Source organism: Variovorax durovernensis (genome assembly GCF_977011995.1).
Window position 1 is genome coordinate 835,034 of record NZ_CDRNCW010000001.1, and the last position, 15,156, is coordinate 850,189.

Sequence of the window (15,156 nt, forward strand, 5' to 3'; positions counted from 1 at the left end):
AAACATGGCAACCCATCCGACCTCGGTTTCGCGTAAAGCCACCCCTGCGCAGCGGCGGTTGGCCACGGCCCTGGAAGCGCTGCATGTGCTTCAGGCGCAGGGCCATGGCGTGTTCAACACGAGCCAGTTTTCCCGCACCGACCGCGAGGCGCTGCTCGCCGCGAGGTATCTCCAGCCGGTGATCCAGGGCTGGTACATGTCCGCCAGCCCTTCGGCCAAGGCCGGCGACACGACGCCCTGGATTGCTGGAATGAAGGACTTCATTGCCGCCTATTGCAACGCCAGGTTCGGCGCCGACTGGTGCGTATCGGCGGAGTACTCGCTGAAACTGCACGCCGGCACGACCTTGCTGCCCCAACAGGTTGTCATTCACTCGCCACTGGGCAAGAACGGCGTGTTGGATTTGCCGAACGGGTTCTCGCTGATGGACTATCAGGCGAGAGACTTTCCTGGGCCCGACCGACGCGACAGCGTCGGAAACATCCGCACGATGACGCTGGCCCAAGCTCTCTTGAAGGCGCCGGAGAACTTCTTCAGGGCTTCCGCCCAGGACGCGCAGGTCGCGCTGCTGTCCATCAGCGATGCATCGGAACTCAGCCGGCTGCTCGCCGAGGGCAACCACAGCACGATCGCCGGGCGGCTTGCCGGCGCGTTCCGGGCGGTGGGCCGAGGTGCGATCGCGGACGACATCCTGGGATTCATGCGCGCTTTGGGCAACCAGGTCACTGAATTCAATCCGTTCGAGATCCCGCCGAGGATTGTCCCGGGCGACCGCATCGAGTCTCCCTATGTCTCCAGACTGCGACTCATGTGGGCTTCGATGCGCGACGACGTGATGGGTGACTTCCCGCAGCAGGAGCCCGGGTCGCCGGGCGACGTCGACGCATTCATGCAGGCGGTCGAAGATGTCTATGTCACCGATGCCTACCATTCGCTGTCCATCGAAGGCTACAGAGTCACGCCGGAACTGATCCGTCGCGTGGCGGGCGGGGATTGGAACGAGGACATCCACGAGCAGGACCGGCAGTCCAGAGATGCGATGGCGGCGCACGGCTACTGGCTGGCGCACAACGAGGTCAAGGTGTCCATCCGGAAGATCCTCGACGGCGCAAACGCCGGTGATGTCCTCAAGGGCGATCATGGCGCCTGGTTTCGCGCGATGTTCGCGCCCAGCGTTACCGCTGGGCTTCTGGCGGCGACGGACCTGGCGGGCTACCGCGGGCATCAGGTCTACATTCGCAACGCGCAACATGTGCCACCGCCGCGCGAAGCCGTGCGCGAGATGATGCCCGTGCTCTTCGAACTGCTGCGCGACGAACGCTCGACCGCGGTGCGCGCGGTGCTGGGTCACTTCATGTTCGTCTTCATTCACCCGTACATGGACGGCAATGGCCGGCTCGGGCGCTTCATCATGAACACGATGCTGGCCTCGGGCGGCTTTCCCTGGACAGTACTGCGCCTTGAGGATCGCGATCGGTACATGGCGGCGCTGAATGCGGCAAGCGGCCAGGGTGACATCAAGCCGTTTGCGTCGTTCGTCGCCCAGAGTCTGGATGCGGCAAGGGACGCGCAGGCCGACCCGCTGCACGACGATGGCGCATTGGACGCTGACATCGAAGAAGACGATCCGCAACGCCCGCGCGGTTGAGGGCTGCGGATGGCGCGTCAAAGCGGCGCGCGGCCCAGGTCGAATCAGCTTTCGGGCAACCCCAGAGAGAAGCTGATTTCGGTGACGCCCGATCGGGAGGTGGCGCGGGTCTGCCCGCCGTGCATGCGCGCGATCGCGGCGACGATCGCCAAGCCCAGCCCATGGTGCTCTGACGAGTCGGTGCGGGAGCGCTCCGCCCGGAAGAAGCGTTTGAAAAGATTGGGCAGCACGTCGGCGGGGACAGGCTCGCCCCGGTTGGCGACCTTGACCCAAACACCGTCGGGCTGCGTGTCGATCACGACCGCGATGGTCGAGCCTGGCGCCGCATACCGGCTCGCATTGCTCAACAGGTTCGATAGTGCCCGGCGCACCAGACCGGCGTCGACGCCTATGCGCGCGTCGCCGCTGACTTGGACCTTCAGCCCTACCTCCTCGAGCGTCGCCTCATGAAAATCCAGCACCGTGCGCACCTGGTCGGCCAGGCTGACCGGCGCCGAGCGGCGGGCCACCGCGCCGCGGTCCGCATGGGACAGGAAAAGCATGTCGATCACGATCGCAGAGACACGCCGTGCTTCTTCCAGCGCCGACAACAAGGCGTCGTGCAGTTCCTCGACCGATCTTGGCCGCGCCAGCTCGACTTCCACCATCCCGATCAGGTTGGCCAGCGGCGTGCGCAGTTCGTGCGCCACGTCCGCGTTGAACGATTCCAACTGCTGATAGGCCTGCTCGGCCCGGTCAAGCACCGCGTTGAACTGTGCGACCCAGGGAGTGATTTCAGAGGCATACGGGGAGGGATCGATCCGCCGTCCCGGATGCGCGGGTCCGGTTGCGGCGGTCTGCAGAACGAGCTTCTTCAGTGGCTGCATCCCCCGACGCACCAGCAAGGCACCGGTCAGCGAGATGACCGCCGAGCCGAGGACGACCGCGCCCACCAAGGTCCAGGCCAGCCGGGCCAGGAGCTTCGCGTCCTCCTGAACGTCGATGCCAAGCTGCAATTGCATCGCGGCGTCGCCCGACGGCATCGGCTGCTCCTGCGTCGGCATCCACACCCAGCGCCCCGAGGTCCGAACCGGCGCGGACGAATAGACGATCTCGTTGCCGAGGCGCAACACGAGACTGATCTCCGCATGGGTCGAGAAAAAGTCATCCAGCTTGTGGCGCAGTCCGTCACGCCCCGGGTCATCGCGCGACTCCTGGATCAGGTGCTTGATGAGCTCCGACTGTCGCTCGAATTCGCTGGCCTGCTTGACCTGGAAGCTCCAGGCGGTGACGGCATAGATCCCCACACACACCAGGCTGAGACCGATGAAGGCCTGGGCTGCAAACCAGCGCGACAGTGCGGCCTGGATGGATCCAGTGCCCTGCGCAGGCGCGGTGACGGCCCCCTCTGGCGCGACTGCCACGATCTCGGTGGCTTGGCCCAGTCCTTCCACGGCGGTCTTGGCGGCGCTCACGATCCGCTGCCCTGCCGGCTCTCCAGCACATACCCCATGCCGCGCACCGTGTGCAGCAGCTTCTCTTCAAAAGGATCGTCGATCTTGCTGCGCAATCGCCGGATCGCCACTTCCACAAGGTTCGTGTCGCTGTCGAAATTCATGTCCCACACCTGCTCGGCCAATTGCGTGCGCGACAGTACATTGCCCTGGCGGCGCATGAGCAAGGTCAGCAACGCGAACTCCTTGGCGGTCAGCTCCAGGCGGTGCCCGTTGCGCGTCGCCTTGCGCGCCACCACATCGAGGCTCAGGTCCCTGAGCGCGTAGTTGGACACCTCATGGAGCTTGCCGCGCCGCAGGAGGGCCTGGATCCTCGCGAGCAATTCGGAGAACGCAAAAGGCTTGGCAAGGTAGTCGTCCGCGCCGCTTTGCAGTCCGCGCACCCGGTCGGCCACCTCGTCGCGGGCCGTGAGCATCAGCACGGGCATCGACTTGGCCTTGCGTACGGCCTCCAGGACGGCAAAACCATCGATGCCCGGCAGCATCACGTCGAGCACCAGCAGGTCGTAGTCCCCATCGAGCGCGAGACTGCGCCCCTCGATGCCCGTGCGCGCGAGGTCTACCACGAAGCCGCTCTCGGTCAGGCCCTTGACCAAGTAGTCGCCCAATTTGTGTTCGTCTTCGATGACCAGGATGCGCATCGTCGAATGCTACGGCGCGGGGTCGCAGGCGTGGATTACTTCTTTGTAATCCACATGGTGGGTGATTGGCGGGCTGGCTTCCTAGAGTCATTGCATGCCAGCCAGTTGACTGGCATCGCCGGCTCGGTGGTCGATGCCGACGTGTTCAGTGCAGCTCGCGAAGTCGAGCAATTCGTTGAAGGAGACCTATCATGAAGAACCGTCAAATCCTCTCGCTCGCACTTGCCGTTGGTGCAGGCGCTGCATTCATCGCGCCGTTTGCAGCCTACGCAGAAGGCCCGTCCCACTTTGCGCCCAACGAAGCCGGTGTGGTCTATCACCCGAGTGAAGCGGGACAGGCCAAATCCCAGGCCCAGGTATCAGCTGAACTCGCGGATGCGCAGAAAACCCCTGCCGGGGCCAGCATGCTGCGCTGGGGGTCGATGAGTACGCCGAAGGTCGGAGCCGCCAAGTCGCGCGCCGAAGTGGTGGCCGAACTGGAAGCCGCGCAGAAGCAACCCAACTGGGATGCCGCAGCAAGGCTCGGTGCGCCTCTGCCAGCGCCCAGAGGTGATGCGAGCAAGGCTCGCGCACAAGCGCAGCCCTGAGGGTTGCGTACAAACTGGATGTCCATACAGGCTTCTTGACACACCGCTCGACTTAGAATTCGCCACATGCACCGGGTTCGCCTGTTCGTCCTTTGGATCATGATGTTCGCCGTGCCCTTCCAGGGGTACGCGGCGGCAGCCATGGTCTTTTGCGGACCGGGTCACGCCGGTGCGGCGGCCGAAGTGTCGCTCGCACAGCCCGGCGCGCACGACCATGCCCGCCACCCTCATGCGGACGGACACGGCGATCACGAGCACAAGGCGGCACAGGCTGCCAAGCCTCCCACAAAGGACAGCACCGCCAAGACAGCGAGTGCCGAGCCTGATGCGATGCACAAGTGCGGCACCTGCGGCGCATGCCATGCCACGGCGCTGACCAGCACGATGGACGTGGCCGTCTTCCACGACCTTCCCAAAGCCGACTTGGCGGAGCCTGCCATCACGGTGGTCACGCTCGCTCCGCGCGTCCTCGACAAACCTCCTCGCGCTTAACGCGTTCGTGCGCCCGTGACTCTCGTCACGGGCCGCCGCGAACGCTCATGCATCGCCTGCGTCATGCCTTTTCGGGCAGCTCTGACGTACTCCGTTCATGAACTTGCGAGGACTCCATGTTCCATTCATCGCCGACCCGTCGGTTGGCAGCTTTTCCCGCCTTGGCTGCGTTCGCCGCTTTGGCGACCCTGAGTGCCGCTGTCGCGGTGGCTCAGCCCGCGCCCGCGAAATCCGCTGAGGCTGCGGCGCTCACCGTCCTGACCTACAAGTCCGCGCTCGAGGGCTATCAGCCCTTTGCCGACGAAAAGCCCATCCCCTGGAAAGAAGCCAACGAGACGGTCTACCGCCGCGGTGGCTGGCAGGCCTACGCCAAGGAGGCGTCAGGCTCCAGTGCAGCCGAGGCCGATTCGCCCAAGGGCGCAGCCGCTGCGCCGGCCGCGCAGCCAGGCCATTCGATGCCCATGCCTGCGAAGAAGGAGAAGCCATGAAGCGCGCCCTTCGTTTGACAGCCATTGCCGTCGCGACGGCTGTCCTCGCCGGATGCGCGTCCGTCAGCATCGACGACGCCTTGAGCGACACCAATACCAATGCCCAGCAGTTCACCGGTGGGAAGCTCGAACTCAGCCGGACCCAGGAGCAGCGCGACCGTCGCGCCGCGCTGTCGCAGGAACTGCTCGCCAAACCGCTGTCGCAGAGTGACGCGGTCCAACTCGCGCTGGCCAACAGCCCATCCGTCCAGGCCCTGATCGCCCAGAGCTGGGGCGACATCGCCGCGACCAACCAGAGCAGCAGGCTACCCAACCCGATCCTGTCGTTCGCACGAACCCGCTTGAACAGCGAACTCGAGCTCGATCGCCTGTTGTCATTCGGGCTGGTGGACCTCATCCTGTTGCCACAACGCCTGTCGATCTCCAGGAGCCAGGCCGCCCAGGCCAAAGTCCAACTGACCGGTGCCGTGGTCGACCAGGTTACGCAGGTCAAACAGGCTTGGGTCCGTGCAGTCGCTGCACAGCAGTCGCTGAAGTATGCCGAGCAGGTCAACAAGTCGGCCCAGGCCAGCGCCGAACTCGCGCGCCGGATGCAGCTGATTGGGAATTTCTCCAAGCTGCAGCGTGCACGCCAGCAGGTTTTCTACGCCGACGCGACGACCCAGCTCGCCTCGGCACAGCACACCACCACCGCTGCGCGCGAAGAGTTGGTTCGTGTCCTGGGGTTGAACGATGAGCAGGCCACCAAACTGACCTTGCCCGAACGTTTGCCTGATCTGCCCAAGGCCCCTCGCGAGGCGAAGGAAGTCGCAGCGACTGCGACCGAACAGCGTCTGGATGTCCAATTGGCACGCGCCCAACTGGATGTCGCAGGCAAATCGCAAGGCATCAATCTGCTGTCGACCTTCATCGACGTCGAGGTGGGCGGTCGGCGCGACACGGTGTTCGACAACGCGGAAAACACAAAGAGCACCCGCCGGGGCTTCGAGCTCGACATCCGCCTGCCTCTGTTCGACTGGGGGTCAGCGCAGCGCGACATGTTGAACGCGCAATCGCTGGCCGCGGCCAACCGCTACGACGCCACCGTGCGCGGCGCCTCTTCGCAGTTGCGTGAGGGGTACTCGGCCTACCGCACCGCCTACGACATCGCGCGGCACTACCGCGACGAGATCGTGCCGCTGCGCCAGGCGATGGCCGACGAGAACGTCCTTCGCTACAACGGCATGCTGATCGGCGTTTTTGAGCTATTGGCCGAAGCGCGTGACCAGATCGCGAGCGTCACCAACGCAATCAATGCCCAGCAGCAGTTCTGGCTGGCCGATGCCGCGCTGGCGGCTTCGGTGATGGGCAAGCCCACGTCCGCAGGGGCCTCGATGGCCAGCTCGGGTGGCGAAGGCGCCTCCGCTGGTGCGGCGCACTGAGCCCGCCCTCAGAGTTCTCCAACCGATTTGAACGACATGACAAACAGACGCAATTTCCTGAGCGGTGCGGGTGCCATCACGGGCGCCATCGCCGCGGCCAGCGTGAGCAAGGTGGCAATGGCCGCCTTGCCCGAGCCCGTGCTCCAGACCACGCCCAACACCATGCCGCCGCTGATGCCTTCGAGCGGACGCCCTTACAACCCCGTGGTCACGCTCAACGGCTGGACCCTGCCCTGGCGCATGAACAACGGCGTCAAGGAATTCCACCTGGTGGCCGAACCCGTGGTGCGCGAGATGGCGCCCGGCTTCAAGGCCAACCTGTGGGGCTACAACGGCCAGTCGCCCGGACCGACCATCGAGGTGGTCGAAGGCGACCGCGTGCGCATTTTCGTGACCAACAAGCTGCCCGAGCACACCAGCATCCACTGGCACGGCCAGCGCCTGCCCAACGGCATGGACGGCGTTGTCGGGCTGAACCAGCCACCGATCAACCCAGGCAAGACCTTCGTCTACGAGTTCGTCGCGCGCCGCCCTGGCACTTTCATGTACCACCCGCATGCGGACGAGATGACGCAGATGGCCATGGGCATGATGGGCTTCTGGGTGACGCATCCCAAGGCCGAGCATCCGCTGATCGAGAAGGTCGACCGCGACTTCGTGTTCCTGCTCAACGCCTACGACGTAGAGCCCGGCAGCGCCACGCCCAAGATCATGACGATGCTGGACTTCAACCTGTGGTCCTGGAACAGCCGGATCTTTCCGGGCATCGACTCGCTCAATGTCCGGCTCAACGACAAGGTGCGCATTCGCATTGGCAACCTGACGATGACGAACCACCCGATGCACTTGCACGGGCACGAGTTCCTGGTCACGGGCACCGATGGCGGCCCTACACCTAAGACATCGCGCCAGTACGAGGTGACCACCGACGTAGCCGTCGGCCAGATGCGCCAGATCGAGTTCCTTGCCGACGAGGAAGGCGACTGGGCCTTCCACTGCCACAAGAGCCATCACACGATGAACGCCATGGGCCACGACGTGCCGACCATGATCGGTCTGGACCACAAGGACGTGGCCAAGCAGATCACAAGCCTGGTGCCCGACTACATGGTGATGGGCGAACGCGGCATGGCCGACATGGCCGAGATGGAAATGCCGATTCCCGACAACACCGCGCGAATGATGACGGGCGAAGGCCCCTTCGGCTCGGTCGAGATGGGCGGCATGTTCAGCATGGTCAAGGTCCGCAAAAACCAGAAGGCCGGCGACTACTCGAATCCCGGCTGGTTCAAGCACCCGAAGGGCACCGTCGCCTACGAACTGGATGGGCCGCCGCCGGAGACCTCGCGCCAACGTGGTGCCGGCGCAGCCGCGATGCCTGCCCAGAACATGCCCGCCAAGAACATCGAAGTTCAGATTCGAAAGCCCGCCAGCGGCCATTCGAATCACTAGTTTTCTCACCCTCCGTTTCAACCTCCAACTCTCAAAGGAAAACCCATGAAACACACCTTCCGCAACACCGCTCTCGCAGCACTCGTGGCCTTGGCCGCCGCTGGCGCTTCGGCATCCGGCACCCATGCCGGTGGTCACGGCCACGATGCCGACGAGGCGATCGGCAAGCCCGGCGTGCTCACCAAGGCGACACGCACGATCAACGTCGACATGACCGACAGCATGCGCTTCACGCCGGCGAACATCAGCGTCAAGCAGGGCGAGACCGTGCGCTTCGTCATCAAGAACTCCGGTCAACTCAAACACGAGCTCGTGATCGGGACCGAGAAGGAGCTCAAGGAGCACTACGAAGTCATGAAGAAGAACCCGGAGATGGAGCACTCCGATCCAAACATGGTGACCCTGGCCGCGGGCAAGAGCGGCGAGATCGTCTGGCAATTCACCAAGGCCGGCAAGGTCGACTTCGCGTGCCTGCAGCCCGGCCACTACGACGCCGGCATGAAGGGCGCCGTGAACGTGACCAAGACCGGGAAGTAAGCGCGACGCTCCCGCCGCGCACTTCCATCGGAACGCGGCGGGACTCCAAATTCATTCATAGCAGAGGAGATCCTCATGACCAACACCCGTATCGCACTCTTGGCATTCGTTGCCGCACTCTCGTTCGCCGGCGCAGCCGGTGCGCAGTCCTCCAAATCCGCAGCAGACATGCCGGGCATGTCCGAAAAGGCACCGGCAGCCGGCGGCTCGGATGCGGCCGCAGCCTCGGACCTCACTGAAGGCGAGATTCGCAAGGTGGACAAGGACAACAAGAAGCTCACGATCAAGCACGGCCCGCTCAAGAACCTCGACATGCCCGGCATGACGATGGTGTTCGGGGTCAAGGACGACGCCATGCTCGACAAGCTCGAGACTGGCGCCAAGGTCCGTTTCCAGGCGGAAAAGATCGACGGCAAGATCGTCGTCACGAAGATCGAATCAGCCCGCTGAGCGCGTAAAAAATAAACGGGCGGCGACTATCGAAAGGATGGAAGAAGGAATGGCTTACTCAAGTGCTTCGCAAGTCGTTCGGCAGATCCTGGAGGGACCGGTCACCCGGCCAGCGTTGCAGCGCTGGCGACGCCAGCAGTTCTTTTCCGAGGCCGGGTTCGGCAGCTACTTCGGTCTGTTCAAGAACTTTTCCGAAGCCCGGGATTGGCTGCCTGACAGTCCGGAATTCGACCACGCAGCCCTGGCGGAAGAGTACGTGAATGTCCGCACGAAGAAGGTGTTTGCGTACGACTACCCCGTGATGTGGTGGCTCGAACGCGCGTTCAGAGACGGTGCCACCAAGTTGCTCGACATCGGTGGCTCGGTGGGAGTTCACTTCTACGCCTATCGCCGCTATTTCGAAATGCCGCAGGGCCTGTCCTGGCGCGTCGTCGAAGTGCCTGCGATCACGGCCATCGGGCGAAAAATAGCCAGCCAGGCCGAGGCCACTGGACTGAGCTTCGCCGAGGATCTGTCGCAGGCGCTGCACGGCAACGACATCTGGCTGTCTGCCGGCGCCCTGCACTATGTCGAGAATTCGCGTCCCGGTGATCTGCTTCAACAGTGCGACACGCGACCCCGGCATGTCCTGCTGAACAAGCTTCCGCTGTACGACGGCGAGGACTACGTCACGGCACAGAACATCGGCGCTGGCTGCTTTGCGCCGATGCACGTCTACAACCGCCAGCGCTTCATCAAGGAAATCGAAGCGCGGGGGTACACCCTGCGCGACCAGTGGCAGGTTCCTGAGCGCTCGATATACCTGCCGGGGTTTTCCGAGCGCTGCATTCCGACGTTCAGTGGCCTCTACTTTGCCATTTGAGCGACACAAGCCAAAGCGTCGATGCGCCCTGGCCAGTCCTGGCGGATCGGGATCGACGTTGCCTGCCGTCGACACGGAGAAGACGAGGCATCGCACCGTCGTGATGGCGCATGCTGTTGCGAGCGGGATTCTCGTTGTGGCGATCTCCGCCGGTCTGACGGGCTGCGCCGATTTCTACCGGCAGCACCGCGATTTTCAGGACGGCTGGCGTACAGGCGAGATTGTCGAAATCGGCCGCGCGAACGAGATTCAGCGCGGTGGGCGCACGGATTGCAGGAAGACGGCCAGCGCCGACGAACTTGCGGTACAGCGCTTCGCCATCCTGCTCGATCGTTCCACGGGCCAGCGCCACGCGCACATCGTGATGCTGGATCCCGCGACATCCGTCGAGTTGGGCGACATCGTTTCGACCAACGTCGTCAGGTGCGGCACACCCGTTCGCGTGTTGTCGCATGCACGAGCGCCGCGCGACTGACGCGGCCTCCACACGATCCCCGCCATCTTTGCAGCCAGCCCACCCACAAACCTAAGAACTCCATGAAATTGTTCGTGCCTCTTTTGCTAGCCGCTCTCGGTGGATTTTCCTCCGGCTTCTCTTTCGCTGCCGATCCTGCCGCACCGGTGCCGACCGAAAGAGCCCCCGCCAAATCGGCGAAACCCGACATTGCGAACGGCGAAGCCGTCTTCAATGGCAAGTCGTGCGCCGCGTGTCACATGGCGGACGGCAACTCTGCCATCCCCGCCAACCCCAAACTGGCTCAGCAGCATCCCGAGTACCTGCTCAAGCAATTGCAGGAGTTCAAATCCGGCAAAAGAAAAAGCGCAGTCATGAGCGGCATGGCCGCGATGCTTTCCGAGCAGGAAATGCGCGATGTTGCCTGGTTCCTGGGCTCCAAGCCTATCAAGCCCGGGTTTGCAAAAGAGAAGGATCTCGTGGCGCTAGGCGAGAAGATCTACCGCGGCGGCATTGGAGACCGCAGTGTGCCGGCCTGCGCGGGCTGCCACAGCCCCAACGGCGCGGGCATCCCGATTCAGTACCCACGACTGGGCGGACAGCACGCCGAATACATCGCGGCACAGCTGACCGCGTTTCGCGATGGGGGACGACTCAACAGCGTGCCGATGAGTGGCGTTGCAGCGAAGCTCAATGATCGCGAAATCAAGGCCGTTTCCGACTACATCGCGGGCCTGCACTGAGCCTTGGCCGGCAACCTGCCTGAAATCACCATGCGGCCTATTCAGTACGTCCTATCCCACTTCTGCTGCCGCCGCGCGCGTACCTCGCGTACCTGCCAGTGGCCGACAAGCCAAACGAGGTGACGCATGTACGTGACAGGCCGGTGGGTTTCCGAGAATGTGGTGAGCACCATGTTCATCGCATGGATCCTGGGAGTGATCGTTTTCGCGGTGATCGTGTGCTGGCAGCGCCGCAAACACCGGAAAAACCGATCGAACGGGCACAGAGGTCGGGGAACCCTCCGCTCGACTGCATCCAGGAAGTCCAGGCGGAGCAAACGATGAAGCGTCGGCAATTCGCAACCGTGACCGGGCTGGCGTCCGACAGACGGCTGCTCGCGTCTTCGGCACCCTGCACACAAGCTCAGGCTCTCGCACGGTCGACATCCGCATCGCCGTCACGTCGATTCGCACGCCGATCGTTTGATTGGAGCTCTTTCACCCGCGACCCGTCGCGTCGCGCACGCCGGGGCGGTTGCATCGTCCCGCTTCGCCGATCGTCGGCCGCTACGCAAAGGAGACAGCCATGTCACATGAAACCGACTCTGCCTGTATCGAGGCGTGCAACGAGTGCGCCGTCGCGTGCAATCGCTGCGCGGCCGCCTGCTTGAAAGAGGACAACGTCAAGATGATGTCCCGGTGCATCGCGCTGGACATGGATTGCGCGGCAATCTGTCAGTTCGCCGCCGCGGCGATCGCCCGCGGCAGCGAGTGCGCAACAGAAGTTTGCGGGCTGTGCGCCGACATCTGTGAAGCCTGTGCGCAGGAATGCGACAAGCACCAGGCGCCGCACTGCCAAGCCTGCGCCAAGGCCTGTCGAGCCTGCGCGGTCGCGTGCCTGGAAATGGCGCATTGATTTCACACCACCAAGGAAAACCATGACCTCCCTGTCTTTCAAGACCTTGGCGAACGCCTCTGCGCTCGCGGCCTTTGCGCTGACTGCGACGGCGCAAACACAACCCCCCACTTCACCGGCGCCAATGGCCATGTCTTCCGCACAAATGCAAAAGGGCAGCGGATCGGACGAGATGAAGAAGTCCATGATGAGTGGCATGGACGGCATGCAAAAGATGCAGATGTCGGGCGACACCGACAAGGACTTCGCAATGCTGATGAAGATGCATCACCAGCAAGCGCTCGAGATGGCCAAGCCAGAGATCGCACACGGAAAATCACCGGAACTCAAAGCGATGGCACGCAAGATCATCAAGGATCAAACCAAGGAAATCGCGCAACTGGATGCGTGGATGAAAAAGAACCCCTGAACGGTAGGTGGTGCCCTCACGCAGGGCCCGCACTTATCAATTCCAGAACTCGCACGGTCCGCATGGCGCAAGGTGACCGGCAGCAGCATCGTGCGCGCCTGAACCCACACACCGGGGAACACCATGTTCGTTCAACCCATCGACTACTTCCTGGCCGTCTGGTTCGCTCTGGCCGCGCTATCGACGGCCTACGTGGCTTGGGACCAGTTGAGGAACAACCCTGAGCCTGTGGTGATGAAGTGGGGGTTCATCCTCGTCACCCTGTACCTGGGCCCCGTGGGCCTTCTGCTGTACGTGATGGCGGACAAGGAGCCGGCCCCAGGAGAGCACGAGGAGTTCGTCAAGCCGCTGTGGAAACAGGGTGTGGGCTCGACGATCCACTGCGTTGCGGGCGATGCGACCGGGATCATCCTGGCGGCCGTTGTGACCGCGGTGCTGGGCCTTCCGATGTGGATCGACCTGATCGTGGAGTACATCGCGGGTTTCGCATTCGGCCTCTTCATCTTTCAGTCGCTCTTCATGAAGAACATGATGGGCGGCACCTATTGGGAGAACGTCAAGAAGTCGTTCATGCCCGAATTCATCAGCATGAACGCGATGATGGCGGGCATGGCCCCCGTGATGGCACTGCTGATGATGGGCCGCGACATGCGAGCGATGGATCCCACCGAGCTCATCTTCTGGGGCGTGATGTCGCTGGGTGTGGCCGTCGGATTTGCGGTGGCCTATCCGGTGAACGTCTGGATGGTGTCCAGGAAGCTGAAACACGGGCTGATGACCGAACGCCGACCCGAGAAAAAAACAGAGGCGCAATCCGGCGCGAGCACGGCGCCCGACCACGCACAAGTCCATGCGCATGGCCAAGCCCCTGTCGCAGCTGCCGCTCCCTCAGTCCAGCACAGCGCTCATGGCGGACACGCCGATCAGGGCCACACGGCGCATGCGGGCCACGAAAAGAGCGCTCAACCCGTGCAAGACAAATCGCACGACAAATCAGACCATGCGAGTCACGGCATGCGGCCGAACGTGACCCGGCCGCAATTGGCGGCTGTGACGATGACCACGACGCTCATGCTTTTGGCCGGCATGACGATGCCCGCGATGTTCGTGAACATGCGCCTGTCGAACAAGGATGTGCGCGGCGCCATCATGCCGCCGTCCATGATCATGGGGTGGGACACACCGGGCGATGCGATGCGCGACATGTCGGCCATCCACCCGCGCCAGGTCGCGCACATCGCCGGGGCCCAAGCCCGCGGCGATGTGGACCTGGTCCCCACGCTGGACAACGGTGTCAAGGTCTTCAACCTCGAGACCAGCGTTATCCGGTGGAACATCCTGCCGGATGTGACGGTCGAGGGCTATGCATTCAACGCGACGATCCCGGGCCCGAGGATTCGCGTCATCGAAGGCGATCGGGTGCGCATCAAGGTGACGAACCGGCTGCCCGAAAGCACCACCGTGCATTGGCATGGGCTGATTCTTCCCAACGAGATGGACGGGCCAGCCAAGATCACGCAGAAGCCGATTCCCCCGGGCGGCTCCTACACCTACGAGTTCACGACCGAGCAGGCGGGAACGTTTTTCTATCACTCGCACGACCATGTGGACCGTCAACAGGCCTTCGGCTTGTACGGCGCACTGATCATCGACCCCAAGAATGCCGAACAGGCGCCGAAGACGGACCATGAGTACGTGCTGCAGTTGCAGGAATGGCTCAAGCGCGAAGGCCTGACGTACCCGGCAATGCTGATGGAAGGCGGCTTGCCAAACTACTTCACCATCAATGGCAAGGCCTTTCCCGCCACCGACACCGTGAAGATGAAGGTTGGCGAGACCATCAAGCTACGTTTCGTTGGAAGCAACAACAACTTCGTACACCCCATGCACGTGCATGGCGGCCCGTTCACCGTCGTCGCAAGGGACGGCTACGTCCTGCCGGAATCGGCGCGCTTCCAGGCCGACACCGTCAATGTCGGACCGGGCCAGCGCTACGACGTGATCTGGAAGGCACTCCGGCCTGGCAAGTGGCTGGTCCACTGCCACATACCGCATCACACGACCAACAACAACGTCGAGCAGGACGGAGGCGGTGGCCTGATGATGGTCCTGGAGGTGGAAACCTGAATGCAAGGAACCACACTGTTTGGGGATTGGGCGGCGACCGCTTGACCTTCACATGATGTCAAGCCTGACACTGGAATCACTTTCAAACAAGGAGTCCCTCATGCAAGAGTTCATCATCCAGTCGATGTCCTGTGGCGGCTGCGCGAGCCGGATCGCCCAGGCCGTCAAGAATCTGGACGCCCAGGCGAAGATCGAGGTCGACCTGCCGACCAAGACTGTTCGCGTCGACAGCACCGAGGACCGCGCGTCCGTGACTGCGGCCCTGACGGAAGCGGGCTACCCGCCGAATTGATCCGCCACGCATGGGACACCGGCCTCAATCGGCTGATGTCTCGTGCACGCCCCTGTGGACTGGACGCGCCGAGGGCGCGCATCCGGCCAATTTTTCGTTGGAGAACTCGAATGAACCCTACGCCTTCCAACCTGCATGAGCACCACGAAGGGCATCATGGCGCGC

General features: G+C 63.2%; 17 protein-coding genes. 15 read left to right on the forward strand and 2 right to left on the reverse strand.

What is annotated here, in order from left to right:
• Positions 1–4 precede the first annotated feature (4 nt).
• The gene (locus ACWV14_RS03810) at positions 5–1,648 is read left to right on the forward strand and encodes a Fic family protein (protein ID WP_455342635.1); all 1,644 of its coding nucleotides are present in this window, start codon (positions 5–7) and stop codon (positions 1,646–1,648) included.
• 44 nt (positions 1,649–1,692) lie between these two features.
• On the opposite strand, the gene ACWV14_RS03815 is transcribed toward ACWV14_RS03810, so the two are convergent.
• Together ACWV14_RS03815 and ACWV14_RS03820 are read right to left on the reverse strand one after the other, a co-directional pair.
• Positions 1,693–3,102 (reverse strand): heavy metal sensor histidine kinase, encoded by a 1,410-nt coding sequence (locus ACWV14_RS03815; protein ID WP_454902660.1) that lies wholly within the window; start codon positions 3,100–3,102, stop codon positions 1,693–1,695.
• Positions 3,099–3,782 carry a heavy metal response regulator transcription factor gene (locus ACWV14_RS03820; RefSeq protein ID WP_454902661.1) on the reverse strand — a complete coding sequence of 228 codons (684 nt, stop codon included), beginning with the start codon at positions 3,780–3,782 and terminating at the stop codon, positions 3,099–3,101. The genes ACWV14_RS03815 and ACWV14_RS03820 overlap by 4 nt, the downstream gene beginning before the upstream one ends.
• A gap of 191 nt (positions 3,783–3,973) precedes the next feature.
• Between ACWV14_RS03820 and ACWV14_RS03825 the strand changes: the two genes are divergently transcribed.
• The 14 genes from ACWV14_RS03825 to ACWV14_RS03890 all read left to right on the forward strand — a co-directional run bounded on the left by ACWV14_RS03825 (position 3,974) and on the right by ACWV14_RS03890 (position 14,991).
• Positions 3,974–4,369 carry a hypothetical protein gene (locus ACWV14_RS03825; RefSeq protein ID WP_454902662.1) on the forward strand — a complete coding sequence of 132 codons (396 nt, stop codon included), beginning with the start codon at positions 3,974–3,976 and terminating at the stop codon, positions 4,367–4,369.
• A gap of 66 nt (positions 4,370–4,435) precedes the next feature.
• Positions 4,436–4,861 (forward strand): hypothetical protein, encoded by a 426-nt coding sequence (locus tag ACWV14_RS03830; RefSeq protein ID WP_454902663.1) that lies wholly within the window; start codon positions 4,436–4,438, stop codon positions 4,859–4,861.
• Between the two features lie 161 nt (positions 4,862–5,022).
• Positions 5,023–5,349, forward strand: coding sequence for a hypothetical protein (locus ACWV14_RS03835; protein ID WP_454902664.1), 327 nt, complete (start codon positions 5,023–5,025; stop codon positions 5,347–5,349).
• Positions 5,346–6,770: a TolC family protein gene (locus tag ACWV14_RS03840; RefSeq protein ID WP_454902665.1), complete on the forward strand. Its 1,425-nt coding sequence runs from the start codon at positions 5,346–5,348 to the stop codon at positions 6,768–6,770. Before ACWV14_RS03835 ends, ACWV14_RS03840 begins: the two co-directional genes overlap by 4 nt.
• A 36-nt stretch (positions 6,771–6,806) precedes the next feature.
• Positions 6,807–8,222: a multicopper oxidase family protein gene (locus ACWV14_RS03845; protein ID WP_454902666.1), complete on the forward strand. Its 1,416-nt coding sequence runs from the start codon at positions 6,807–6,809 to the stop codon at positions 8,220–8,222.
• A 45-nt stretch (positions 8,223–8,267) separates the two neighbouring features.
• Positions 8,268–8,759, forward strand: a complete 492-nt coding sequence (locus tag ACWV14_RS03850) for a cupredoxin domain-containing protein (RefSeq protein WP_454902667.1) — start codon at positions 8,268–8,270, stop codon at positions 8,757–8,759.
• Positions 8,760–8,834: 75 nt separating this feature from the next.
• Positions 8,835–9,209 (forward strand): copper-binding protein, encoded by a 375-nt coding sequence (locus ACWV14_RS03855; RefSeq protein ID WP_454902668.1) that lies wholly within the window; start codon positions 8,835–8,837, stop codon positions 9,207–9,209.
• A gap of 49 nt (positions 9,210–9,258) precedes the next feature.
• Entirely contained in the window at positions 9,259–10,071 is an 813-nt protein-coding gene (locus ACWV14_RS03860; RefSeq protein ID WP_454902669.1) for a methyltransferase, TIGR04325 family, read from the forward strand.
• Positions 10,072–10,129: 58 nt separating this feature from the next.
• Positions 10,130–10,546 (forward strand): hypothetical protein, encoded by a 417-nt coding sequence (locus tag ACWV14_RS03865; protein ID WP_454902670.1) that lies wholly within the window; start codon positions 10,130–10,132, stop codon positions 10,544–10,546.
• Positions 10,547–10,608: 62 nt separating this feature from the next.
• Positions 10,609–11,268, forward strand: coding sequence for a c-type cytochrome (locus tag ACWV14_RS03870; protein ID WP_454902671.1), 660 nt, complete (start codon positions 10,609–10,611; stop codon positions 11,266–11,268).
• A 565-nt stretch (positions 11,269–11,833) separates the two neighbouring features.
• Positions 11,834–12,163, forward strand: a complete 330-nt coding sequence (locus ACWV14_RS03875) for a four-helix bundle copper-binding protein (protein ID WP_454902672.1) — start codon at positions 11,834–11,836, stop codon at positions 12,161–12,163.
• Positions 12,164–12,185: 22 nt separating this feature from the next.
• Positions 12,186–12,572: a DUF305 domain-containing protein gene (locus tag ACWV14_RS03880; RefSeq protein ID WP_454902673.1), complete on the forward strand. Its 387-nt coding sequence runs from the start codon at positions 12,186–12,188 to the stop codon at positions 12,570–12,572.
• Between the two features lie 123 nt (positions 12,573–12,695).
• Entirely contained in the window at positions 12,696–14,699 is a 2,004-nt protein-coding gene (locus ACWV14_RS03885) for a DUF4396 domain-containing protein (RefSeq protein ID WP_455342637.1), read from the forward strand.
• Between the two features lie 100 nt (positions 14,700–14,799).
• Entirely contained in the window at positions 14,800–14,991 is a 192-nt protein-coding gene (locus tag ACWV14_RS03890) for a heavy-metal-associated domain-containing protein (protein WP_454902675.1), read from the forward strand.
• Positions 14,992–15,156: the final 165 nt, after the last annotated feature.

Excerpts from the sequence above, each read along its gene's own strand:
- ACWV14_RS03825 (WP_454902662.1), top strand. The coding sequence starts at position 3,974 with ATGAAGAACCGTCAAATCCTCTCGCTCGCACTTGCCGTTGGTGCAGGC.
- ACWV14_RS03885 (WP_455342637.1), top strand. The coding sequence starts at position 12,696 with ATGTTCGTTCAACCCATCGACTACTTCCTGGCCGTCTGGTTCGCTCTG.
- ACWV14_RS03820 (WP_454902661.1), bottom strand. The coding sequence starts at position 3,782 with ATGCGCATCCTGGTCATCGAAGACGAACACAAATTGGGCGACTACTTG.
- ACWV14_RS03850 (WP_454902667.1), top strand. The coding sequence starts at position 8,268 with ATGAAACACACCTTCCGCAACACCGCTCTCGCAGCACTCGTGGCCTTG.
- ACWV14_RS03830 (WP_454902663.1), top strand. The coding sequence starts at position 4,436 with ATGCACCGGGTTCGCCTGTTCGTCCTTTGGATCATGATGTTCGCCGTG.
- ACWV14_RS03880 (WP_454902673.1), top strand. The coding sequence starts at position 12,186 with ATGACCTCCCTGTCTTTCAAGACCTTGGCGAACGCCTCTGCGCTCGCG.
- ACWV14_RS03840 (WP_454902665.1), top strand. The coding sequence starts at position 5,346 with ATGAAGCGCGCCCTTCGTTTGACAGCCATTGCCGTCGCGACGGCTGTC.
- ACWV14_RS03845 (WP_454902666.1), top strand. The coding sequence starts at position 6,807 with ATGACAAACAGACGCAATTTCCTGAGCGGTGCGGGTGCCATCACGGGC.
- ACWV14_RS03870 (WP_454902671.1), top strand. The coding sequence starts at position 10,609 with ATGAAATTGTTCGTGCCTCTTTTGCTAGCCGCTCTCGGTGGATTTTCC.
- ACWV14_RS03855 (WP_454902668.1), top strand. The coding sequence starts at position 8,835 with ATGACCAACACCCGTATCGCACTCTTGGCATTCGTTGCCGCACTCTCG.
- ACWV14_RS03860 (WP_454902669.1), top strand. The coding sequence starts at position 9,259 with ATGGCTTACTCAAGTGCTTCGCAAGTCGTTCGGCAGATCCTGGAGGGA.
- ACWV14_RS03875 (WP_454902672.1), top strand. The coding sequence starts at position 11,834 with ATGTCACATGAAACCGACTCTGCCTGTATCGAGGCGTGCAACGAGTGC.
- ACWV14_RS03810 (WP_455342635.1), top strand. The coding sequence starts at position 5 with ATGGCAACCCATCCGACCTCGGTTTCGCGTAAAGCCACCCCTGCGCAG.
- ACWV14_RS03890 (WP_454902675.1), top strand. The coding sequence starts at position 14,800 with ATGCAAGAGTTCATCATCCAGTCGATGTCCTGTGGCGGCTGCGCGAGC.